Source organism: Aeromonas sp. 130281 (assembly GCF_056642115.1).
On record NZ_JBWVQS010000001.1, the window covers coordinates 648,660 to 671,739 of the forward strand.

The 23,080-nt window shown below is 62.3% G+C and carries 15 protein-coding genes; all 15 read right to left on the minus strand.

The features are described from left to right. Window position 1 precedes the first annotated feature (1 nt). Window positions 2-2,560, minus strand: coding sequence for an N-acetylglucosaminidase (locus AC1IN8_RS02840; protein WP_479757989.1), 2,559 nt, complete (start codon window positions 2,558-2,560; stop codon window positions 2-4). Between the two features lie 9 nt (window positions 2,561-2,569). Further along, window positions 2,570-4,615 (minus strand): type VI secretion system Vgr family protein, encoded by a 2,046-nt coding sequence (locus AC1IN8_RS02845; RefSeq protein WP_479757991.1) that lies wholly within the window; start codon window positions 4,613-4,615, stop codon window positions 2,570-2,572. 10 nt (window positions 4,616-4,625) lie between these two features. Next, window positions 4,626-4,913, minus strand: coding sequence for a type VI secretion system PAAR protein (locus AC1IN8_RS02850; protein ID WP_025326642.1), 288 nt, complete (start codon window positions 4,911-4,913; stop codon window positions 4,626-4,628). A gap of 295 nt (window positions 4,914-5,208) precedes the next feature. Then, window positions 5,209-6,639: a VasL domain-containing protein gene (locus tag AC1IN8_RS02855; protein ID WP_479757994.1), complete on the minus strand. Its 1,431-nt coding sequence runs from the start codon at window positions 6,637-6,639 to the stop codon at window positions 5,209-5,211. Between the two features lie 44 nt (window positions 6,640-6,683). Next, window positions 6,684-10,175, minus strand: a complete 3,492-nt coding sequence (tssM, locus tag AC1IN8_RS02860; RefSeq protein WP_479757996.1) for a type VI secretion system membrane subunit TssM — start codon at window positions 10,173-10,175, stop codon at window positions 6,684-6,686. Window positions 10,176-10,216: 41 nt separating this feature from the next. After that, window positions 10,217-11,644, minus strand: a complete 1,428-nt coding sequence (gene tssA / locus AC1IN8_RS02865) for a type VI secretion system protein TssA (protein WP_479757998.1) — start codon at window positions 11,642-11,644, stop codon at window positions 10,217-10,219. Window positions 11,645-11,652: 8 nt separating this feature from the next. Continuing rightward, complete coding sequence (gene vasI, locus AC1IN8_RS02870) at window positions 11,653-12,249, minus strand: type VI secretion system-associated protein VasI (RefSeq protein WP_479758000.1); 597 nt, start codon at window positions 12,247-12,249, stop codon at window positions 11,653-11,655. After that, window positions 12,249-13,787, minus strand: coding sequence for a sigma-54 interaction domain-containing protein (locus tag AC1IN8_RS02875; RefSeq protein ID WP_479758002.1), 1,539 nt, complete (start codon window positions 13,785-13,787; stop codon window positions 12,249-12,251). Before AC1IN8_RS02875 ends, vasI begins: the two co-directional genes overlap by 1 nt. Before the next feature lie 2 nt (window positions 13,788-13,789). Next, on the minus strand, window positions 13,790-16,432 hold the full coding sequence (gene tssH, locus AC1IN8_RS02880; protein ID WP_479758004.1) for a type VI secretion system ATPase TssH: 2,643 nt from the start codon (window positions 16,430-16,432) through the stop codon (window positions 13,790-13,792). A 20-nt stretch (window positions 16,433-16,452) separates the two neighbouring features. Next, complete coding sequence (gene icmH, locus AC1IN8_RS02885) at window positions 16,453-17,232, minus strand: type IVB secretion system protein IcmH/DotU (protein WP_162519181.1); 780 nt, start codon at window positions 17,230-17,232, stop codon at window positions 16,453-16,455. Between the two features lie 23 nt (window positions 17,233-17,255). Further along, window positions 17,256-18,590, minus strand: a complete 1,335-nt coding sequence (tssK, locus tag AC1IN8_RS02890) for a type VI secretion system baseplate subunit TssK (RefSeq protein WP_139744852.1) — start codon at window positions 18,588-18,590, stop codon at window positions 17,256-17,258. A 2-nt stretch (window positions 18,591-18,592) separates the two neighbouring features. Further along, window positions 18,593-19,108 carry a type VI secretion system lipoprotein TssJ gene (gene tssJ / locus AC1IN8_RS02895; protein WP_139436165.1) on the minus strand — a complete coding sequence of 172 codons (516 nt, stop codon included), beginning with the start codon at window positions 19,106-19,108 and terminating at the stop codon, window positions 18,593-18,595. Continuing rightward, window positions 19,108-20,346, minus strand: a complete 1,239-nt coding sequence (gene tagH / locus AC1IN8_RS02900) for a type VI secretion system-associated FHA domain protein TagH (RefSeq protein ID WP_139436163.1) — start codon at window positions 20,344-20,346, stop codon at window positions 19,108-19,110. The genes tssJ and tagH overlap by 1 nt, the downstream gene beginning before the upstream one ends. A 2-nt stretch (window positions 20,347-20,348) precedes the next feature. Then, window positions 20,349-21,347 carry a type VI secretion system baseplate subunit TssG gene (tssG, locus tag AC1IN8_RS02905; RefSeq protein ID WP_139436161.1) on the minus strand — a complete coding sequence of 333 codons (999 nt, stop codon included), beginning with the start codon at window positions 21,345-21,347 and terminating at the stop codon, window positions 20,349-20,351. Continuing rightward, window positions 21,311-23,077, minus strand: coding sequence for a type VI secretion system baseplate subunit TssF (tssF, locus tag AC1IN8_RS02910; protein WP_025326631.1), 1,767 nt, complete (start codon window positions 23,075-23,077; stop codon window positions 21,311-21,313). Before tssF ends, tssG begins: the two co-directional genes overlap by 37 nt. Window positions 23,078-23,080 lie beyond the last annotated feature (3 nt).

Below are 23,080 nucleotides of genomic sequence, written 5' to 3' on the forward strand. Positions count from 1 at the left end.
ATCACTCCTCGTAAACAGGAACATCTATGTATAGAACGGCATCTGGAAAAATATCAAATCGTTTCTTCATGTTGGGAATTTGATGTTTAGCCCACAGAACATCACTAGCGTACTGGTGTTCACCTGGTAATGCAGGGTTCCAACGCATTTTATAGAGTGTATTTTGTTTGTATTTAGGATGATTAACAAAGTTATCAGAGATCCACTTAGCACCACCATCTATCGCTTTATCAATAGAATCCCATCCTTTATCAAACGCATACTTTGTGCCTAGTGAAGGCTTGTCATCTCTAACATTAATCCCATACATATTATAAACTTTAATTCCGTTAAAATCTTTCCCACGTGCGAACCCTGACGTCCCTCGACCAGTTTCTAGTGATGCATGGGAAACAAGATATACTTCGCTGACATTATATTTTTTAGCTGCAGATGTAAAAACAGAGCCTTTCCCTTCCAAAACGCCTTGACCTAACAAAAATTTATTAATTTCATCATCTGAAACTTCAGAATACTTAGACAGATCGAGAAATTGATAGATGGAATCTTTAGTGACATCATCATCTGGGGTTAGATTCACCAATACTTCATTTCGACTTGCTATCTTATAGTTCCCTACTTTAGGGGCATATTGGGAAGGAATTGCCATTTGTTTTCCCAGTGCATACGATAGTGGATACTTATAATGCGTATAGCTTACTACAAATCGGTCCTTCTTCTTTCCATAAATAGCTATGGGGTAGATATGCCAAATATCCGGACCAATCTTTAAATTAGCAGCACTCTGCATCCATTCCAGCTTATCGATACGCTGTTTTTCATGATCAACTAGCAAATCAAAGTCAGGCAGACCAATCTTGGCCATCAATTTATCAAGCCATATGTAACTGCTGGCCGAGGATTTTTCATACCACTCGCTGGGGTGCTTGACGATTAGCTTATGAAGTTGATCGGCATTACCGCTATTTTGCAGGGCAGCCTGGATCTCTTCACTGCTAAGTTCACCATTGCCATCGGTATCAAAACTTTTTACCAGATTGGTAAAAAATGCAGACGGTGCATCGGGATCCAGATAGCCGTCAGAGCCTGAACCATCGACCTTTTTAAAACCTATCTTCAGCCAGTCATGTTGGCTCAACAGCTCCACTTGCTCTTTCTTGACATATTTTCCTGACGAGACGCTGACCCACTCCTGCTTGGCAGCGTCTTTTTCCAGCTTGGGTGATTCAACCAGCTCTTCCAGACTCTTGTCACCGGTCGCAACCCAGAGATCTTTACCGTCCTGCGTTTTCTTCTCATGCAAGACGAGTTCGGCCGGCACCTTGGCATAGCTGGCACCGCCTTTTGTATTAGCTTTGTTGGCCAATACATCGTCCAGTCTGGGATCCTGGGTGAACACCTCAAGATGTACTTGATGCTTGCTCTTCATGCCCCCGATGAGGGAACCCGGCGTTTCCACCAGGCCGAGGTAACCTATGGTCTCTCCCGCCGCTATGGCAACTGATGATGGCAACACATAGAGCTCACCGAGATGGGAGGGTGTACGCGCATTGACCTTGATAAATTCATCCTCAACGCACACCCAGGCCATGCCACAGCTACCGGGCGCCCCCTCCATAGTCGGCATCACATAGTTGCATCTGGCCATCTTGCGCGCCTTGTCACCAATCCAATGGAATTCCAATTGGTGCGCATCATACTGCAACTTGGTGCCCGCAGGCAGAGATACACTTCTGTCTCCCGCCATCAGACGACCTGTAGGTCCATTAAGAACAGGGTCCGCACGGCCAACCATATTAGTCAGCAGTTCCGCCTCTATCTGATCGAATAGCCAGGTAGGCAGGTTGGGTTTAATCACCTCGACAGCGTCCGGGCTATTGGCAATCCAGACTGCACTTCCTTCACTGACCAATACTCCCGCCTTCTCCGCCTCTTTTATCTGGGCACTGGAAAACGGGCTCTTGATGATCACCTTGATGAAGTCATACACCTTGCCCCCGACATTCCCCTTTTGGGATGGCACACTGCTGTCCATTTCCAGTTCGGTATCCTTGGGCAGGGTGAAACGAGGCAAGGCGGCATCGGCACGCTGCTGATCGGCATCGGGATTGGCGTGAGGAACGGAATTACGTGCATTCCAGTCCTTTTTCAGTACCAGTTTCTCGGCGGTTTGGTACTGATCCCAAGGCAGCAGATGCATATATAGCGAATAGAATGTGAACTCATTTTTCGCCTTGGTCTCTGCATTGATTTCACAATATTCGTGCTGTACCAGGCAGAAACAGTTGGAATAACGCAGGGACTCCCCCTGAAATTCAGAGGTCAAGTAATCCTTCATCATCCGGAATGCCACCACCTTGCCATCGGCAATGGCTCTGACGGGGTATTTATCCTTGCACCAGGGGGCACTCTGGTCGCTGATATGAATGCCGCCGTGCCATTTGTTGTGGTTACCAAGGAGGTAATGGCCCGACTTTTCGCCATTGATAAGTGCCGTCAGCGCCTTGACGTCCTTGAACTCTTCCCCTTTGGCGGTGAGGATGGGAAATGCAAACTTCATGCTGTTTCCTTATTCAGAAAAGAGGTAGAACGCGCCAGGCTTCTGCTCCTTGAGCAGTGCCTCCATCGCCTTCTCGGTGGGAATGGCCTTGATGAGCTCAACCAGCTCGGGAGCCTTGACCACTTCTACCCCTTTGGGCACCACGGGAGCCTTGCCACCCCAGCCGGATCCTGACCCCGGGCTGCCACCGGCGTTGAGCTTGATGGCGGGGCCGACCAGCTTGATGCCGCTCGGGTCAACTTTCACAAAACTGCCGCCGCCCTTGAGGGTGATCTCGGACCCCGCCTCCAGCACCAGCTTGTCGCCCACCTTGATATGCACTTCCTGACCCGCCTCCACCAGCAGGGACTGCCCCAACTTCTGGTGCAGGTTGGCATCCACGGTGAGCGAGTAGTCCCCCTTGATCTGGTCCCGCTTCTCCCCCTCCACCGTCAGGTGGTCATTGGCCTTGATGCGGGTCACCCGCTCATTGTCGATGTCCCTATGCTCGTCATGCTTGATATGCCAGGCCGCATCGTTTTCGATGAGCAGTTTCAAGTCTTTCTGACCGTGGATGTAGATCTCTTCCTGCCCCGCCTGGTCTTCGAAGCGCAGCTCGTTGAACCCCTCCCCCTGGTGGGTCTCGGTGCGCAGCACGGTGCGGGTCTTGTTGGCGGGTAGCTCGTAAGGTGGCCTGTTGGTGGCGTGGAAGGTGCGACCCGTGATGATGGGCTGGTCCGGGTCTCCTTCGAGGAAACTCACTATGACCTCGTGGCCGATACGCGGGATGGCCATCATGCCGTACTGACCCCCCGCCCAGCCCTGACTCACCCGTACCCAGCAGGAGCTCATATCATTGCTAGAGCCGTAGCGATCCCAGGGGAATTGCAGTTTCACCCGGCCGTGCTCGTCGCAGTAAATCTCCTCCCCCTCCGGGCCCACCACCATGGCGATTTGCGGGCCGTCCACCATGGGCCTGCCAGGTGCTTCCGGGCTGCCAATACGGGCCCGCCAGGTGGTGCTCGCTTTCACCACTGCAAATTCGTTGTGATAGACGGTGGGCCCACTGCCCCCCTCCTCTTCCAGCGCCTGGGGCTGCAATCCGGTGTGGCTGATGCGCACCACTTGCCAGTCGGCATTGAGACTGCCGTTCGGGTGCTCGGTGAGGGCGAAGGTCTGCCCCGGCAGCAGGGCCGCGCAGTTGGACTTGCCGCTGCCGGTGACGGCGTCGTTGCGCAGGGCATCGAGTCGGTGCTGGGCAAAGGCCTTGCCGCTCGGGTCCAGCTTGTAGCGGCCTGGGTAGTCGAAGTGCTGGTAGGTATCCCGCTGATGGGAGAGCTCCGCCCCCACCTTCTGGTGTGAGAGGCCATAGGCCGGGGTCTTGAAGCTGTAGTCCTTGAGCTCTACGTCAGAAGGGCGCACCGCTTCCCGGTAGTGGAACTGACGCACATAGGGGCCTTGTTCCAGCGAGCGGTTACCCAGGTTGAAGAAAAGCTCGGGGCCTTGAGTCAATGCCGCCGCATCGTCGGCGAACACCACCCTGTGCTTGCCCTGCTCGAACTCATGGAAGTAGAACAGCCCCTCTTCGGCAGCCAGCCGATTGACGAAGTCGAGGTCGCTCTCCCGATACTGGACGCAGTATTCCCGCTTGGCGTGTTCGTTCTTGAGCGCAAAGGCGTAGTCGGTGATGCCGTGCTCTTGCAAGAGGATGGAGAGGATTTCGTCGGGCTTCTGTGCCTGGAAGATGCGGGAGTTCTGACGCAAAGAGAGCCGCCATAGCGCCGGTTTAACGTCAAGGGTGTAGCGGGTGCGGCGAAAGCCGCTGTCCCCCTGCGCCATGTCGCTCACCACACCGCACACCCGGCGCTGCTGCTCTCCGTTGTACCACACCAGCAACTCGCACGGCTGGTCCAGCACGGCGCCGAAATCCACGTCGGGCTCGGGGCTTGCCAGCTCGAGGCGCAGGCGAAATGGCTGGTTGAGCCCCTCTTCCAGAGCAAACTCCGCCACCACAAAGGTACTCTCGGGCAGGGCCCCCACCTTGACGGTAAATTGTAATCCTGTGCTGTCTGCCATCAGTGACTCCTTATCCTGCCTGTCCGCTGCCAGAACCAATGACCACGCCGCCACAGCCGATGGCGGTGCCGGTCACGGCGATGGGCTTGCCATTGACCAGTACCGAGCCGACGCCCCCCGAGATGCTGCGCGGATGAGGGGGATTGTTGGGTTTGTCGTGAGGGGCCAGCGGATCCCCCTGCCGGGCCACCGGCTTGCCATCAAGGAACACATCAGGGCTGGCGGCGATCACCGGGGAGGGGTGAAATCCCTCGTGGTCGGTACCTATGTCACCGAGCAATGCAATGGAAGGGCACATCTGGGTTCTCCGTCTGGGCAAGGGCGCGCCACGGATGACGGCCCTGCCATGGCTCCTGCCCACTCGGGTGGGCAGGAGGCGTGAATGCACATTGGGGTGGCTGTCCAGCAGCCTCCATGCCAACGCAGGCAAAACGACAATGTTGTTTTATATCAAAGCCTTACAATCACACCAACTGACCATGGCGCTGCGCGCTGCAATGGATGGCACAAGACTTCGCGAAAACATGGCAAAACCTTGCCCACTCAGAGAATTTCTCTGCGTCTTGCGCAATATCTTGCTCGGGGCAGCATGATTACCCGCCAACATGGCCTTGCTGCAACTGATAGAGGCGGATGTTGAGCGCCTTCAGATCGTTCTCCAGCCCCTTCAGATCCGCCGCCGTGATGGGTTCTTGGGCAGCCCTTCTCGCCTCCAGCTCATCGAGGCGCAAGCTGAACGGAATGTTCTGCATCAGGTTCTTCTGCACCTCGTAGAGCTGGGACTTGAGATAGGAGATGGTCACCGTCTTGCGCTGGCGCTCCAGCTCCAGCAGTTGTTCCAGCAGGGCATCCACTCCGGCGCGGGCATCCAGATAGGTCGGCACACCGAGGGCGTCTCCCTGCTGGCCCGCCAGCACGCTCTGCCACTGTTTGTCGAGCGCCTTGACCGCCAGCGAGTCGGGGTAAAGCATCTGCAGCGAGGCACGCAGCCCCTCGCCATAGCGATACCAGTAGAGCGGCGAGGTCTGCTCCAGCCGGGCAAGCTGACTCTGATAACGGGCCACCAGATCGCTCTCCATCCCTTGCAGGGCCTGCTCCCCCAGCACGATGCGTGCCTGGCGGATATCGTCATAGCTGAGCGCCCTGGGCAACTCGGCGGCCGGCTGCTGCAAGCGCTGGGCGACCACCATCTTCTCCTGCTGCTGCTGCTGCCAGCCGAGCCAGCCCATCACCGGCAGGGCGCAGCTGAGCAGGCCGCAGCCAAACCAGAACCAGGCGGGCCGCTGTTTGCGGTGCTGTTCAATCTTGAGCACGGTAGGCTTCATCTGCCCCTTCTCCCGACCCACCAGTATGCTGCCCTGGGGCAGGTGCCCGGTCGCCGTCCCGGCAGAAGCGCCGTGATCGCTCTCCATATCGGACTTGAAGAAGACCATGGGCGGGATCTGCAGTTCATCCTTGAGACCGGGCTCGTCGGAGACGATGACGATCTCGGTCTCGTCAAAGAGGTGGGTATAACCCTCGATGAAGTGCACCAGGTTCTCGACCCGGGGAATGCGGCTTAAGCCCGCGTTGTGCAGCTTCTCGCTGATGAGCTGCAACGCCCGCTCGCAGCGGTAGACCAGCCGCTTGTCCTCGTGACTGATCTGGTACTGGCGAATGACATCGCTGATGCGGGCGATAAACCAGTCGAGCATCTCGATGCGGGCCCGCTCCTGATGGGCCGGCGGCCAGAAGCTATCCCACTGGGTCACTATCAGGTTGGCGAGAAACTCGCACCCCTCGGTGAAGCCGCTCAGGCCCTGCAGCCGTGAACGGGCCAGGGTGAAATAGATGGCGGTCTGCAGATCCACCCCGTGTTTTTCGAAGATCTGGCTCGCGAGCTGATGGATCTTGAGCCAGTCCACCTCGGGACGGGAGGCGTGGCTGAGCTTGTTGATCTCCGCTCGCAGCGCCTCGTACTCAGGTAACATTCTGGGGTCTCGCCCCACCTTCAACGCCTGCTGGCCTTGCTGGTCATGTGTCATATCGGCTTCCAAAACAGGAGGGGCACTGCCTGCCCCCCGCACTATCAATAGAGGGATTCAGGCAATCTGAACTGGCTGAACAGGCCGCCGGCGAAGGGGTTTTGCACGCTGTCTGTGTAGACGCGATAAGTCATGGCCCCCTGATCCACCGGGAAGCGCACGTCGAAGGTGGCCTCGTTGACCTGGGTCAGCTCCCCCTTGTCCATCAGCCGGAACATGGCCCAGGGACCGACGAAGCCTTCGCTGCGCGGCGAGCGCTCGCGAGCAGCCGGCACCAGGGTTATCTTGCTCTCGGCCCCGTCACGCATGGTGTTGGGCCACACCAGGGGGATCTTGGTACGCCGGCCGTGGGCATACTCCAGCAACTGACCATCCAGGTTCAGCACGCTGCGCCGCTTGTTGGCGGTGAGCTCGATGGGTTCGAGGGCGAACTGCACCTCCAGGTTGCCCTGCTGGCTGAAGAAGATCTGGCGGATGCGGGCGGCTCTATCCAGCTGCTTCACCAGCTCGGCCTGGATGGGCGAGCTCAGCTCCCCCTCCATCAGACCGCTCTCCACCATGGGCTTGAGATTGACCTGGTAGAAGCTGTCCAGCGTCCCGCCCGGCGCGAAGAAGCGCTCCATCTCGGAGAGGGGCACATCCTTGGCGGAGCCGGGCTCGAAGGGATAACGCCCCGCCAACTGGCTGTTGAACGGGGCCAGCACCTTGTCCTGCCACTCCTGATTGAGGGAGGACATGGCAAGGTCTATCACCAGCCGCGAGCTCTGATCGGAGAGTTGGCCCACCCAGCGATCCAGCGGGGCCGGCAGGCCACGGGCATACTGTTGCAAGGCAAACACGGGGTCGGCGTACTTGTTGGTCAGGCGCAGCTGCACCGCCTTGAGGGCCGACTGGCCCGGCTCGGTGGCGTTGACGATGAGCTCCAGATAGTGCTGCAGCTCCACCAGCTTCTGGTTCACCTCCTGGATGAGCGGCCCCTGCTCACCCCGGCCAGCAAGAGCGGCATTGGTGACCATGAAGGGGCGACCTATGCGGGCCGTGATGGCCTGCGCCGGATCCCCTTCCACGTCGGAGATCTTGCGAATGCGGGTGTTGTCATCGAGGGCCGCCAGCACCCGCTGGAACGGCTGATCGTTGCCCGTGATGGCGGAGAGCACGTCCAGTGCCTGCTCCGGACTCTCCAGGGTCTGCACATCCAGATTGGTCAGCAGTTTTTGCCACTGGTTGACGTAGTCGGTGACGTAGCGCTCATTGACCTGACGGGTGATCTCCTTGCGATCCGCCTCGCTCAGCTGAGTCAGTTTGCGCTGGCCCAGCACCCAGGCATCCATGGCGGTGAGATCGATCAGCGTCTTGTCCTGCTTCTGGAAGAAGTCGCTGAAACCAGGCCAGGTCAGCAGACGGGGCACCTGACCGGCGCTGTCGCTGCGCAGGGCAAAGACGGTGTCGAAGGTGGGTCCCACCTCGTCGCGCACGTAGAGATCCGGTGGCAACACCTCCCCCGCCTTCACCACCAGGTTCTGATAGACCCGCTGATACATGGGCAACTTGCCAAGCTCGCGCTGGGCACCATAGATGGGCTCCTTGAACGGCACGAAGGCGGTGATGGCCCCCTGATCCCTTGCCGCACGGGCGCCGTGCCAGTCGGTGTGATCGAGAGCGTAATCCAGATGCCCCATCAGCTGCTCCTGCACAGCACCCTGCCCCGGGAAGGCTTTCTGCCAGCGGCTCGCCATGTATTGCGCCACCAGCTCCTTGTTGCGGCCGGAGGCGTCATCGAGCATCCGCATCACCCGCAGTATGGCGAGTTTCTCCTCGCTGCCCGCCGGTGCCTGCTCGAGATCCGCCAGCAATCCCTGCATCTGGGCCGGCAGGAAGCGCAGGCTCAGCAGTTGCAGATAGGATCCCTCCACATAGGGGCCTATCTCGTCCCCCTGATAGAGGCCAAGGTCAGCCACCAGCGGAGTGCGATCGCGGTAGTTGCCAAAGGAGAGGGTCGCCTCGCGGATGAGATTGAGGCGTGGCAGCTGGCTCACCCCGAAGGCGTGGGCATCGGCCACCTCGTTGGTCTCCATGAAGGCTTGGGCCTTGGTCAGCACGTTGCGACCCGCCTCCTCATTGACCCGGTAGAAATGGTGCCAGCCACCGATGAGGGCTGCCGAGAACAGCGACAGGCAACCGAGGCCGATGGCCATGCGGCGGCGGCGATAGAGGGTGTGCAGCCGGTTCTCCCCGGCCAGATGGGCCTCGGGGAAGATGATGGAGGAGAAGAGCTGGCGCACGAAATAGGTGTTGGACTCCCCGCGCAGGGCCGAGTGAATGGGCTCCGGCAGGTTGTAGCGGCGGGAGGCCGCCTGGGCGAACGCATCGAACGGCACCCCTTGCTGATAGACGGAGCTGATGTAGACACCGCGTACCAAGAGCGGCTTGCTCTCCTCTATGGCCAGGGTTTCGTCGAGCAGGCTGGTGACATAATCCTTCAGCCCCGCCAGCTGGCGCACGAAGGAGAACAGCGCGCTGCGCTGGGCGGCATCGAGCCGGGCCAGCATCAACTCCGGCAGATTCTGGTTGAGGTTGTCCACCCACTGATCCCAGAACAGGGCCAGATCCTGCTGCCAGGATTGACCGTCACCGGGTTGGAAGGTCACCCCCAGCACGGCGTCACGGGCCTCCTTGTCGAGTTGCTCGTACACCACGTCAAAACCACGCAGCAGGTCGAGCTTGGTGAAGGTGACGTAGAGTGGCAACCGGGTATTCATGGTGGCCGACACCTCCTGCAGGCGCGCGCGCATCAGCTGGGCATAGGCCTTGCGTTCGGCCACGCTGGCGTGGGAGAGCCAGGCCAGATCCACGGTCAGTACCAGGCCGTTGAGGGGCTGACGACGACGATGTTCGGAGAGCCAGGTCAACAGGTGCAACCAGAGCCGCTCGTGCTTGCGCGCCAGGGGATCCAGCTCGGGTTCGGACTGGGACAAGAGCTCGCCGGCGGGATCCAGCATCACCGCCTGCTCCCCCAGCCAGCAGTCCACCAGCTGATCCTGCGCCACGTCACGCAGCTCGGTGTCTAGCCTGGGATTTAGCTTGTTGGCCGGGTTGGCACGGTGAATAAGGCTGCTCTTGCCGCTGCCGGGCAGCCCCAGCACCAGGTACCAGGGCATGGCGTAGAGCGCCCCCTTGCCCAGATGGGTATTCAACGCCTGCAGCCAGCGATCCAGGAACAGCGCCTGCCGGTCGAGCAGCCCCTTGACCGGATCCTGCTCCAGCACCACCTCGTGCTGACGCTCGGCCTTGAGCTGCTGCATCTTGCGCCACACCCGCCAGGAGAGAACCCCCAGCAGCAGCCAGAGCCAGAGCAGGGTGAACACCACCCGCCCCCACAGCGGCGCCAACGGCTTGGCGTCACGGATCTCGAGGCGAGGGCCCAGCCACCACACCAGGATCAGGGCAAGCCCCCAGAGCACCACACCGAGCAGAGGCCAGGAGGGTTTCAATTTCGGCAGCTGTTGCCGCAGAAAGGTAAAGATGGTTTTGAACATAAAATGTGATCCAACTCCGACTCAATGACTCATTTCGGCACTTATTTCGACAACGGGGTCGCCTGGCTCTCCAGGCGGCTGACCAACCCGGGCTCCCAGTGCGACAGCCCGAGGCGACTCGCCTCTTGCCACAAGTGTTGATAGTGCTGGCGCGCAAGCGCCTCCATGCCTTCCTGTGCCAACAGCTCCGCCTGCACCAGCTGGGCGTGAAAGCGATCTCTTGGCTCCTTCATCTGCGCCATGCGTTCATCGAGCAGGGCCAGGGCCGCGGCCACCCCCTGCTCCCCATGGCGCTGGGCTATCTCTTCGGCCAGGCAAGACTCCCCCTCGCCTCCTCCACCGCCCCTGACGGGTTGCAGCCAGCGGCCGCATTCGGGGGGGAGAAAGGGACTGCCGTCACTGAAGGCAAGGTCCCGCAAGGCCGGCAGACGCTGCAAGAAACCATCGAGCTCCTCTGCGATGGCCCGGGCCACGGCGGCAAATCCCAACCTCTGCGCCACCTCGGCCGAGAGGCGATGCCCCTCGAACCAGTAGGGGGCCAGGGTCAGGCTCTGCTCGATGCGCTGCCAGAGCCCCTGATCGGGGCTGCTCATGGCGGCGCGGTACTCGTCCACCATGTCCGCCGACATGGGGGCCAGCTGGGTTTTGTTGTCCCGGGCCACCATGGGCGGAGTCGTGATCCCGGCCCAGATGGCGTGACGGCGCAGGCGATAGCCCACCGCCGCCTCCGGCTGACGCTCGATGAGCAGATCCGCCACCTTGAGCTGGGTCTGGCGCCAGGCCCTGTCATTGGAGCTGTCAATCTCGACGCCGGACCCCTTGGTGCTGCCACTGAGCACCATGGAGCCCGCCATGCCGGTGGCGGCGGCCGTCGCCACGGCGGCGCTGCTCCCGGGTTGCACACCGGCATCCGCCTGGGCCTGGGCCACCTGCTGGCGCTGGGCCCGCTTCAGCCCCATCAGCAGGGGGTCGAGCAGCTCGCCCTTGTCCGGGCACCGGGCCAACCAGACTCGCTCCAACTGCTCGGCCTGGGCCAGCAACTGGGCCAGCTCGGCCGCCGAGGCGCTCTCGCTCACTCGCGGCAGAGCCCCCTCGAAGCGCTTGACGATTTGCACCATCAGCCGCTGTTTCTGGCTGGCATTGCCGGGCCAGGCCAGCAGCCAATAAGCCTGGATCCAGGCTTCCAGCAGACTGAGCGCGGCCCCCATGGGGGTCGCCTTGGCCGGATGCTGCAAACAGCGCAGCAACTGGGCCAGTACCCGCATGTCCTTGGTGCGGCTCTCCAGCAACCCGAGACAGGCCTCTGCCACCGCATTGAGATCCACCTGGCCATGGGCCAGGGATCCCAGCTTGACCAGCTCTGTCTCCACATAATCCCAGCGCGGCTCATCCGCCAGCACGGCGCCGCTGACTTGCCCATCCGGCAAGGGGGTGAGCAGGCGGGCACACCAGGGGTGTTGATAGCTCATGGCGCCCCCTACCAGCGACACTGCTGGCGCAGGGGAAGCAGCGCCTCTTTCAGGCCGCTCAAATCGACCCGCAGCAAGGCGCCATTGGCCGCCTTGACCTGCAGCTCGCGATGGCCAATCCAGCGCTTGAGCTCCTCGATGGCGGGCAGGCCGCGGCCATACTCCAGCAGCATTCCCTTGTCCCGGATAAACCAGCCCTGGGCGCGGTTGCCGGGCGAGCCGTCGAGCGCTATCTGCACCTCCTCGCCGACCCAGGGCGCATCGAGCCGCAGGCGGATATGGGTGATGCTGTCGACGCACCCTATGGCCAGGGTCGCCCCGCGCAAGGCGGGACGGGTGAGGGTTTCACTGCCACTGCCGGCATCGCTTTGCAGCAGGAAGGGGGGGCTGTCAGGGGTGCGGCTCTGCTCCTGATCCCGGATGGCTTGCCAGGCAGCGGACATGGCCGCGGCGCCGGACTCGGTGTCGGGGCCACTGCCAAGGGCGTCATAGCAGGCGAGCCGCACCAGCGGAGAGGGTTCGCGGCGGCACTGCTGCCAGCCGGGCATATCCAGCTGCGGCGCCGCGCTGCCGGCGGCCAGCAGCAATAGGCCGAGGACGCTCATCAATTCACCTCCAGTTTCTGGCACTTGTGATCCAGGGTGCGCTTGGGAATGTTGAGGCTCTCGGCCACCAGCATGCGGTTGCCCTGGAAGTAGCGCAGACGCGCCTCGATGACGGAGGCTTCGTACTGCTGCATGGCCCGGCGCAGATCCCGGATGTGGTTGTAGTCGTCCATCGAGGACGGCAGCTCCACACAGACCCGCTCCCGCAGCTCAGGCGGCAGCGCCTCCAGCACCACCTCTTCCCCATGACGGGTGTGGGCGCAGGCCACCTCCAGCAGGTTTCGCAGCTCGCGCACGTTGCCGGGAAAGTCATAACTTTGCAGCTGCTTCAAGAACTTGCGCTGCAGCCCCGCCAGGGTCTTGCCATCCTGGGCGGCAAACTGGGCCATGAAGTGCTGGCACAACAGCGGCACGTCGTCCATGTGCTCCCGCAGGGGGGCAATCAGCAGCAGGCACTGGCAGAGCCTGTGGTAGAGGTCAGCCCGAAACTGCCCCTCCTCCACGTGACGGCTGAGGGGCTGATGGGTGGCGGCGATGAGGCGAAAATCGGAGTGGTACTCCTGCTCTGCCCCGAGGGGCCGGTAGCTGCGGGTTTCCAGCACCCGCAGCAGCTTGGCCTGCATGGCGGCGGGCATGTCCCCCACCTCGTCCAGGAACAGGGTGCCGCCGTTGGCCTGGGCCACCAGCCCCGCCTTGTTGGTCAGCGCCCCGGAGAAGGCCCCCTTCTGGTAACCGAACAGCTCGCTCTCGATGAGGTTCTCCGGGATGGCGGCGCAGTTGATGGCGACGAACGGCTTGGCCGCCCGATCGGAGCACTGGTGCACCAGGCGGGCCACCACCTCCTTGCCGCTGCCGGTCTCCCCCTGAATGAGCACGGTCAGCTTGTGCTGGCCCGCCAGGCTTATCTGCTCGCGCAGCCCGCGGATCACCGCCGACTGGCCGACCAGCTGATCGCCGAGCAGCTTCTCATGCTGGCGCAGCCGCTCTCCCTCCCCCTTCATCTGACGCAGGGAGTCCCGCAGCACGCTCTGATCCCGGCGGCTGCGCCCCAGATCGCGAATAAGGGTGAGCTGGTTGCAAAATACCTGCGACAGCTGTGCCAGCTCGGAACTCTCCGTCCACCCCTGCAACACAGCGCCCTCATCCATCATGGCCAGCACGGCGAACGGCTTGCCGTTGCCGTCCAGCAAGGGGAAAGCGTGCAGGCCGCACTGCTGGCCCAGGTTGGAGAGCAGGAGACGAAACTCCTTGTGCTCGATGCGGGCACCGCCATGGAGGGAGTCCCAGGTGCGGGACTGGGCCTTGTGCAGCACATAGGCGAGCGGGTGGGAAAAATCGTCCACCGCCAGGGCCAGGCTCACCGCCTGTCCCTTGACCCAGCCGGTGCATTCGAGCTGGCGACCGCTCACATCCAGCATGCCGAGCAGTATCCCCTTGGGCTGGAAGCTGGCGTCCAGGGTCGAGCTCCACCAGTGGCACAGGTGCTGCTCGTCACGTTGCTGCGTCAAAGCGAGGGCAAAGGCGAGGGCTTGTTCCATGGTCAGCCCTCCACCTCGGCCACGAACTGGTGATCGGCCACCGAGAAGCGGACGCACTTGATGGGTTCACCGGCCGAGAGCCGCTGCAGCAACTGCAGGGAGACCGGCGGCAGCAGGGCGCCGTCGATGACGGATTCCAGCATGCGGGCACCGTTCTCGCTGCGATTGGCCCGCAGCAGTATCTCCTCGGCCACCTCGCTCTCCAGCACCACCTCGGCGCCGAAGCGCTCCTTGAGCAGTTTGACCAGCCGGTTGAGCTTGCCGCCGACAATCTGCACCAGGGTGTCGTGACCCAGCGGCAGATAGGGGATCACCTCCATGCGTGCCAGCAGGGCCGGCTTGAAGAAGGCGGCGAGCTCGGGATAGAGCGCATCCAGCAGATCATCGGGCTGCTCGGCGTGATCGACTATGGTCTGGAAACCGAGGTTGGAGGTGAGGAAGAAGACCACGTTCTTGCAGTCGATGATGCGCCCTTCCCCATCCGCCAGCTCGCCCTTGTCGAACGCCTGATAGAAGAGGTTGAGCACATCCGGATGGGCCTTCTCCACCTCGTCCAGCAGCACCACGGAATAAGGCTTCTGACGAATGGCCTCGGTCAGCACGCCCCCCTCGCCGAAACCGACGTAGCCGGGAGGCGAGCCGATAAGACGGGAAACGGTGTGCTTCTCCTGGTACTCGGACATGTTGATGGTGGTCAGATACTGGCGGCCACCGAACATCAGCTCGGCAATCTGCAGCACGGTTTCGGTCTTGCCGACCCCGCTCGGCCCCACCAGCAGGAAGGCCCCGAGCGGTCGGCCGGGACGACGCAGGTCGGCGCGGGCGGTGAGCAGGTGCTTGTGCAGGTGGGCCACCGCCACATCCTGCCCCTTGATAAGCTCGCCGAGGTACTCCGGCAACCGGGTCACCACGTCCAGCTCCCCTTGCGAGATGCGATTGAGGGGCACCCCGGTCCACTCGGCGATGACGGCGGCAATCTGGGTCTTGTCGACATGGGCGGAGACCAACACTTCTCCCTGCTGCAGGGCGGCCAGCTCGCGCTCGAGGCTGGCAAGCGTCTCGGCGGCGGCTTGGGGATCCAGCGGCGCATCGGCGAGATCCAGCGCCTCTCTGGCCAGCATCTCATCCTGCTGATCGGCGAGCAGGGCGGCGCGCAGCTCGACTATCTGGTGCACCAGCCCCTGCTGCTGCTGCCACCGGGCCTCCTGCTCGGCCAACTCCTCGCGGCAAGCCTGCTGGGCGGCCTGCAACTCGGCCAGACGCTCGGCGTTGTCGCCAAGGCCTATCAGACTCTGGCGCTCCAGCTGGCGGATCTCCAGCTCGCGCTGGCGCAGCGCGTTTTGCAGGTGGCTGACCGCGCGCGGCGGCGTGGTGAGGTTGATGGCCACCCGGGCACAGGCGGTGTCGAGCACGTCGATCGCCTTGTCCGGCAACTGGCGGCCGGAGATGTAGCGGGCGGAGAGCTGGGCGGCCGCCTGCAGCGCCTCCTCGTCGATGAGCACCCCGTGGGCCTTCTCGTAGATGCTGCGCAGGCCGCGCAGGATCACGGTAGCCTCGTCGGCATTGGGCTCACCCACCTTCACCAGCTGGAAGCGGCGCGACAGGGCGGCGTCTTTTTCCACGTATTTCTTGTATTCGCCCCAGGTGGTGGCGGCGATGGTGCGCAGCTCGCCCCGGGCCAGGGCCGGTTTGATGAGGTTGGAGACATCCAGGCCGCCGGCCTGGTTGCCTGCCCCGATCAGGGTGTGGGCCTCGTCGATGAAGAGGATGACGGGTTGCACCGAATCCTTGACCTCCTGCATCACCCCCTTGAAGCGTTTCTCGAACTCCCCCTTGACCGAGGCACCGGCCTGCATGGCGCCGAGATCCAGGGTCATCAGCTCGACGCCGCGCAGCTTCTCGGGCACCTGGCCCGCCACCATGCGCAGGGCCAGCCCCTCGATCAGGGCGCTTTTACCGACCCCCGCCTCCCCCACGACGATGGGGTTGTTCTTGCGGCGGCGGGAGAGGATGTCGATCATCAGGTCGATTTCATGATCCCGGCAGAGCACGGGATCCAGCGTCCCCTGGCGGGCCTGCTCGGTGACGTTGACGGTGAAGCGGGCCAGCAGGCTGGCATCGGCCGGCAGGGCGGCCTGGGTCGCAGCGCCGCTGGCAGAGACTGTCACCTGGGTCTCGGCGGACTCCTTGACCCACTCATCGAACTGCTGGCGCAGCAGCTCCCGATTGACGTTGGCAAGCAAACGGGTCACCGACCCCGGCAAATAGCGCTGGGGAGTCATCAAGAGCACCAGCAGCATGACGCCGCTGCGCAGCTGGGCGTGTTGCAGCTCGGCGGAGGCGAGCAGCCAGCTGTCTTGCAGCCACTCCACCAGCAGTGGCGAGAAGGAAGGGTAACCCTGACCATAACCGCTGTCGGCGTTCGAGGGTTGCAGCAGGGTCTTGAGTTCCTCTACCTCCACCCCGGCCACTTTCAGGATCTGGCGCACGTCGCTCAGCGGGGTCTCCAGCATTTTCAGCAGCAGGTGCTCGATGCGGATCTCGGCCCCTTGATGGTTGACGCAGAGGGCCGCGGCCTCCTCCAGCATGTGACGGCAGATGGGGTTGAGTCTTTCCACCAGTACGGGTAGCTCTATACGGATCAAGGCGTGCTCTCCTTAGTATTTTATTTTAATAATTCGCCCAGTTGACGCAGCACGTCCTGGGTCTGGTTATTGAGTTGGTGGTGATAGAGGCCAAAGATGATGGCCAGGATCAGGGCGCCGCCCATGAACAGGCTGCGCAGGGAAACCTGCTTGCGCAGCTGGTAGCGGGAGGCCTGGCGGCCGAGGTCGAGGTGAAACACGCTGGGGGCTTCACCACCGACCTCGGGGGCGAGCTGCTTGTGCAACTGCCTGACGATGCGCTCGAATTCGTCCCGCCCCTGGCTCATCACCTTGTAGCGCCCCTCGAAACCGAGGCAGAGGCACAGATAGATGAACTCCAGGATGTCGCGATAGCGCACCGGATCTTCCTGCAGGCGGGCCAGCAGCACGAACACCTTCTCGCCGCCCCAGGTCTCGTTGTGAAAACGGGTCAGCAGGGAGTGCTCGGACCATTCGCTCTGGCTGCCCCAGTCGCGGCCCATCACGGCCTCGTCGATGAAGGTGCAGAGGATGTAGCGAAACGACAGCACCACTCCGTTCTCGTAGCCCTGGGCCATCAGCTCCTGTTCGATGGCCTGGATCTCGGTCACCACCCGCTGATAGAGCTCGGGCACCCGGTCGTGGCGCGACAGCAGGCGCACCCGCTGCACCAGCCCCAGCAAGGGGGTCACCGCATCTATCATGGGGTTGATGCTCTGGCCACGCAGGCGGAACCAGTGGTCCGAATCCATGTCCAGCTGCTCGGCATGATCGAACAGCAGGTCGCTCAGTTGCTCGTTCTTGATAATGTCCGTGGTCATCTTTGCTTGTTTCCTTGGTGCTATCACTGGCTACGGATGGCCCAGAGCTGCATGTCGAGCTCCGGGAAATCGCCGGCGATGTGGAAGGCGAGGGTGTTGCCCACCGCCAGCATCTGCCAGGCCGGACTCTGCCGGTCGAGCTGGAAATAGCTGTAACCGGCGTGATAGGGCAGCTGACGGGGCGCCACCGGCAACGGCAGCAGCGGAATGCCGGGCAGTTGCAGGCTGATGAGCTCGCGGATCTTGTCGCTGGACGCCACCTTGGTCTGTTGCAGCAACTGCTTGCGCAGCTGCTCCTGGGGCATGCGGGCGCGCACCGCCAGCACGAAGTCGGCGCTTTGCATCAGCTCGCTCTCCCCCACCACGGCCACCATGACGCCGTACTGGTGCTTGCGCAGCTGGATGGAGACGGCGCGGGGCGAGAGCACTGTGCTCAGCGCCTGACGCAGGGCCAGCATCACCGGCTCGAAGCTCACCTGCTGATCGTCGTGGCGATAGGCGGGGAACTCGGGGGGAAGGCGGGACTCGTCGGTGAAGGTCATCAACTCGCCGCACAGCTGCACCAGGGCCTCGTGCAGCCGCTCCGGGTGCAGGGTGCCAAGACGCGCGAGGTGCGACAGCTGGGGCTGGGCCCGGTTGAGCAGTTGCAGCATCATGAACTCGGCCACATCGGCGACCCCCTGCTGCCCCGGTGCCGCGATGCGCTGGGAGAGGCTGCGGGCCCGCTCGGCCACGAGGCCGGCCGACTCGCCGAGGAAGCGCTTGAGGGTCGGGATGGCGGAGACGCTGATGCTGCAGGGCATGAAGTTGGGATCCAGCACCAGGCCGCCGTCCGGGCGCTTGTCCAGGATCCGGGCGATGGCGAGCGAGGCATAGGCGCTGCGATCGTCCCGCTCCAGCATCAGCCGCAGACTGACCCTTCCCACCTCGAGGGAGACCACGTCCCCCCCTTCGCTGTGCAGATCCCGCACGTCGTGGCGATGGGCCTGCAACCGGCTGGAGACCAGCCCCCCCTGCCCCACCTCGTTGACCCCGCTCACCGAAAGCGGCAGCGCCAGATAGACCTTCTGGTTCGCCACCGAGGCGTCGGTAACCTCCAGGGGCGATGGCAGCACATCGTCATTGGGAATATTGAAGACGGTGCCGTCCGGCAGTATGCCGGTGGCTCCCACCAGGGCGATGCGACCAAAGCCCAGGTAATCCTCGTTGATGGCGAGCGACTGCAAGCCGTAGAAATAGTCGGAGAGCGCGCTCAGGCGAGCGTGCAGCGCGTAGTCCGAATGCCTTTGTTGTTGCTGGAAGTGCTGGGGCTTGATGAAGAGCCCCTCACGCCAGATAACCCGATTTCGACTCGACATGGTTATTCTTCTTCTTGTTGCAGTTCCACTTCATCCAGACGCAGATGAACCAGGATTTGATAGGCCGTGCCCTTGCTCTTGACCTTGATGACCTTGCGCCACTCGGCGCTGTCCGGATCGGCGTAGCGTGCGATCACCCCGATGTAGCGAGTCTTCTCGTCAAGCTTGATGGGAGGCAGATACTTGAACTGGCCCGGCAGCAGGGTGTAGTCCTGATGATCCAGGTAGTTCTTGCCGAGGGCCTTCTCCACATCCTCGGTCACCTGGTCGTAGTCGGTGGCGAGCAGCTTGGAATCTTCCGCCAGCAGCAGCACCTGAAACTCGATCGGCGCCGCCTCCCCGCTCTCGTTGGGGTTGACGTCGGGCTCGGCCACCAGGCTCAGCCCCAGGGTGGAGGGCTGGCTGTCATTGCTGCCCACCTGGATGTCCGGGTTCATGGCCACGTCGGCCATCTTGCCCATGGTGGTACAAGCTGCCAGGGTCAGCACACAGGCCCCCAGCATCAACGCACGTATCATCAAATCAGTCCCTGTTGCTGACGCACGGCCTGGTCATAGGCCTGGGCATAAACCTGGTGGAACAGCTTGTCGAACCCTTGCTGACGGGCCGAGGTGAGCTCGCGGTAGTAGTGCTGATACATGTTCCAGGCCCAGCCCTCGTCGGCCATGCCGGGGGTGCCGGTGCGGCGGTAGTGCTCGAAGCGACCGAGCAGCGCCTCCGGCGAGAAGGCTTGAAGGATGCTGTCCAGCGCCGCGCCTATGGCCTGCTGGTTCGCCACGTGGTGAATGCGCACATTGCGCAGACTCTCGGCCACCGCCGCTGGGGCGGTCAGGTGCACCGGGCTCTTCTGCTCGGCAAACATCACCGCCAGGGTCTCGTCATAGTCGAGCCCGAGCCGCAGCGGGTTGTCCTCGATGGGACGCAGGTGCTTGTCCGCCAGCGCCGCCTGATCGCTTTGCAGTTGCAGCAGCCCCTCCACCATGGCCCGCACCGTCTTGCCCATCTCTTCGAGCATGTCGTGGGCCTGCTGGGTATCCTGCAGCTGCAACGGCTGACCCAGGCCGCGCATCAGCGGGGTCAGGGCCACGTGATCGACCCCCTCCAGCGGATGGGCATAATCGGGATGGTTCTCTATGGTGGGCATATCCAGAAATTCTTGGTTCATGGTGTTCTCGGCGGCAGAAAAGGGGGAAAGGGACGGATGTTCCATATCCGGTTGTAAAGAGAAGTCGGCCTGGCGACGAGGATCCACCAGGGGAGTCAGCGCGGAGCGCTCATGCTGCAGCGCCAGCAGGGGGTCGACGGCCAGGGCGCGCGACGCCTCCATGGGCTGGCTGATCCGCTCATCGCCGCTCAGCCACTCGTCGAGCTGTTCGGCCGGGCGTGTGCCCAGCACCTGCTGCAGGCTCTGCTCGGCCGAGATGGCCCCCAGATAGGCGCGCAGCCGGAACGGGCCGACGACGAGCTCGTCCCCCTGCTCCAGATACACCTTGCGGGCCCGCCCTATGGGCGAGGTCGCACCGTTGATGTAGGTCTGGCCGCTCAGATCGCACAGGCAGAAGCGGCCATCCTGGCGCTCGACCCGGGCGTGGGCCGGCATCACGGCCCCCAACCTGTCTCGCAGTTGCCAGTCATCCTGCTCGGAGGCCCCCAGGGTCCCCCCCATCTCGTCGAAGCGGTATTGCCCCTGCTGGTTGCCGTCGAGCTGCTCGCTGTTGAGCACCACCAGGGAAAGTTGCTGGTTAAAGTCGTCCACATTCACTCCTGCACACAAATGGTCACGAAGGGATCACTCGGCGGCTGGCCAAGAAAGGTACTCCACCCCAGGCGGGCACTCTGCTCCTCCCCCAGCCGCAGCCCCCTGGCCTGCTCCTGGCCGAAACCGAGTCGCAGATCCCAGGCCAATTGGTCGCGCAGGATGAAGGAGACAAAGGTCACCAGGGCGGGGAAGTGCTCCCCGTTCGGCAGAAACCCGAGAAACTGCCCAAAACTCAGGTTGTTGATCTTCAATAGAAACTTGCCCGCACAGTCGTTCACCTTGTCGCCGATGACAAAATCGTCCCCCAGGGTGGCGCAGGCGCTGCCCAGCCGGTTTTGCTGATCCTGATGAATGGGCACCCTGCGCCATTGCCAGGCACTCACCTCCACCTGCGCCAGATCGAAACAGTGCGCCACCAGACCGGCCACCACCTCGGGGGAGCGGCTGGGGCTGGCCAGCAGTCCCGCATAGGAGAGCATCTTGGCGCGGTTGACTGGCAGGCTCTGGCAGACAGCCTCGTTGCCCAGCCCCACCAGGGCGAACATCAGGCGGGAGAAACCATCCTCGCCGTTGTCCTGGAAGCGCACGTGATAGCGATACTTACGCCAGATCCGGTGCAGCAGGGTCAGCAGACGGTGATGGAAGAAGTCCAGAAACAGACCCAGCTTCTGCTCCCCCTGGGCGTACTCCCACGCCAGGGAGTCCAGGTAGTACCCGGGCATGGGGGACTGGCTGCCATGCAGGCCGAGGAAGGCCACCTCCAGCTCGTGGCGCCCCTTGCCATCGCGGCCGATCTGCAACACATCGCTGGTAGGAAAACCGAGAGAGGCGGTCGCCTTGAAGCGGATACCCTCATCCCCGGGCAGGTGATCGAGCCTGCGCTCCTGATCGGTGCCGTCCAGCCGGTTGAGCAGCTCAACCAGCTGGAAGAAACTGAAGCGGGGCGCGTCCTTCGCGGACGTCACATCAGGGAGTGCTGACCGATCTGGACTGGCCACAGGTAACGCTCCTTGTTGTCGAGATTGACCACCTCAAGAAGGTGGAAGGCATTGACGCTGGCATACAGCGAGAAGAAGTGGGCAAGCACAGTGCTGAACAGGTAGAGCTCCCCTTCGCTGCCAAAGGCGGACTGGCGGATGGAGAGCACCGACTTGAGCCCGCGCACCGGCATGCCCCGCACCAGCCTGTCTACCGGGCTGGTTTCGATCTGCTCTATCCCCGCCAGCCGCTTGCGCGACGCCTGCTCCGCCTGCTTGTCGTGCAGTGCCGGAAAGTCGTAGGTACGCAGCACCTGCACCAGGGCATCCCGGCGCAGCAGGGAGACATAGTTGAGGGACAGGTTGGAGATCAGCGTCCAGTGCAGGCTGCCATCGAGGGCCGGTCGCAATGGCCGGGTCGGCCGGATCAGGTTGCGGAAGGTGGCAAACGAGGGGGAGCTGCCGGTGGGCACGCAGATGCTGCCCACCTTGAGGCGGGCGGCACGGGAGCGGTTGGTGCAGGTCAGGGTGACAGAGATGGACTCATCCAGATTGACTGTGGTGGTTTCATCTCCGCGCACGAAGGAGAGGCTGTGCTCGAAACCGTCGCCGCTCACCGACTCTCTGACCCGCACCCGGTAATAGAGCGCCAGCCGCTGCTTGGCCCGCTCTATCTGGTGCTGGAAACTCTCGAATGGCTGATAGATGCGCGGCGTACCGCGGGAGCGGCCGAGGTTGCCCTCGACCCAGCCCTCGACCTCATCGACCGAGAAGATCTCGAAGCTGTCCGCATGGCGATAGCTCGCCTTGAGGGGGTACTCCGTCTGGCGGCCGTTGAGATTGACCGGCTCGCTGTCGTGCTGGAACAGGTTGATGGCAGGCACGCAGTTGAGCATGAAGGAGTCGGGCCGGATCTTGAGCTCAGCCGGCAGGGGCCGGTCGAAACAGAAGTGGATCTTGAATTCGCTCACCGGCAGCGGCTGTTTGGGCCAGTCGCCACCGCTGAGCTCGAAGAAGAGGAAGCTCTCCGGGAAGCAGAAGTACTCCTGCAGGATCCGGTAGCCGGAATAGACATTGTTCGGATAGGGCAGGAGCGCATCGTCGCGCTCGAAGCCGACGGGCTTGAGCGCCTTGGCCTCCTGGCGAAAGCGCTTGCCGTCTATCTCCAGCTCGATATGGGAGAGCTGGTTGGAAAGCCAGAAGTAGAGCTCATAGGCGGTATAACTGTCGCCACCGAGGAAGAAACGCAGCTTGTCCAGCTGCAGTTCGCTCAATGGCAAGGGAGCATGCAGGGCGATATCCAGCGAGATGGTGGAGAGATCGTTGCCGCTTTGGGCCGCGATGTGGCGGATATCGGCCGGATAGACCCAGGCATCGTGACTGGTCTGGAAGTGACAGGTCACCTCGTCCATGGGCAGGCTGTCGAGCTGGCAGCCTTGCTTGACCAGCGCCGGCTGGGTGATGGCTCCCGGAATGACCGAGAACTGCATGATGGTCATGCTGGGCACGGGGCGCAGATAGTTTGGCCAGAGCATATTGAGCAGACCGTGGGTCAGCTCGGGGAACTCATCCTCTATCTTGGCGCGCAGATTGCCGGTGAGAAACGCGAAGCCTTCCAGCAGGCGTTCCACGTCCGGATCGGTATTTTGCTCCGACAGGAAACGGGTGAGTTCGGGATGCGCATCGGCAAATTCGCGCCCTTGCAGGCGCAAAAATGCCAATTCATCCCTGAAGTAATGTTCCAGCGACATTGA

Coding starts and splice junctions, on each gene's coding strand:
- AC1IN8_RS02840 (WP_479757989.1), bottom strand. CDS start 2,560: ATGAAGTTTGCATTTCCCATCCTCACCGCCAAAGGGGAAGAGTTCAAG.
- AC1IN8_RS02845 (WP_479757991.1), bottom strand. CDS start 4,615: ATGGCAGACAGCACAGGATTACAATTTACCGTCAAGGTGGGGGCCCTG.
- AC1IN8_RS02850 (WP_025326642.1), bottom strand. CDS start 4,913: ATGTGCCCTTCCATTGCATTGCTCGGTGACATAGGTACCGACCACGAG.
- AC1IN8_RS02855 (WP_479757994.1), bottom strand. CDS start 6,639: ATGACACATGACCAGCAAGGCCAGCAGGCGTTGAAGGTGGGGCGAGAC.
- tssM (WP_479757996.1), bottom strand. CDS start 10,175: ATGTTCAAAACCATCTTTACCTTTCTGCGGCAACAGCTGCCGAAATTG.
- tssA (WP_479757998.1), bottom strand. CDS start 11,644: ATGAGCTATCAACACCCCTGGTGTGCCCGCCTGCTCACCCCCTTGCCG.
- vasI (WP_479758000.1), bottom strand. CDS start 12,249: ATGAGCGTCCTCGGCCTATTGCTGCTGGCCGCCGGCAGCGCGGCGCCG.
- AC1IN8_RS02875 (WP_479758002.1), bottom strand. CDS start 13,787: ATGGAACAAGCCCTCGCCTTTGCCCTCGCTTTGACGCAGCAACGTGAC.
- icmH (WP_162519181.1), bottom strand. CDS start 17,232: ATGACCACGGACATTATCAAGAACGAGCAACTGAGCGACCTGCTGTTC.
- tssK (WP_139744852.1), bottom strand. CDS start 18,590: ATGTCGAGTCGAAATCGGGTTATCTGGCGTGAGGGGCTCTTCATCAAG.
- tssJ (WP_139436165.1), bottom strand. CDS start 19,108: ATGATACGTGCGTTGATGCTGGGGGCCTGTGTGCTGACCCTGGCAGCT.
- tssF (WP_025326631.1), bottom strand. CDS start 23,077: ATGTCGCTGGAACATTACTTCAGGGATGAATTGGCATTTTTGCGCCTG.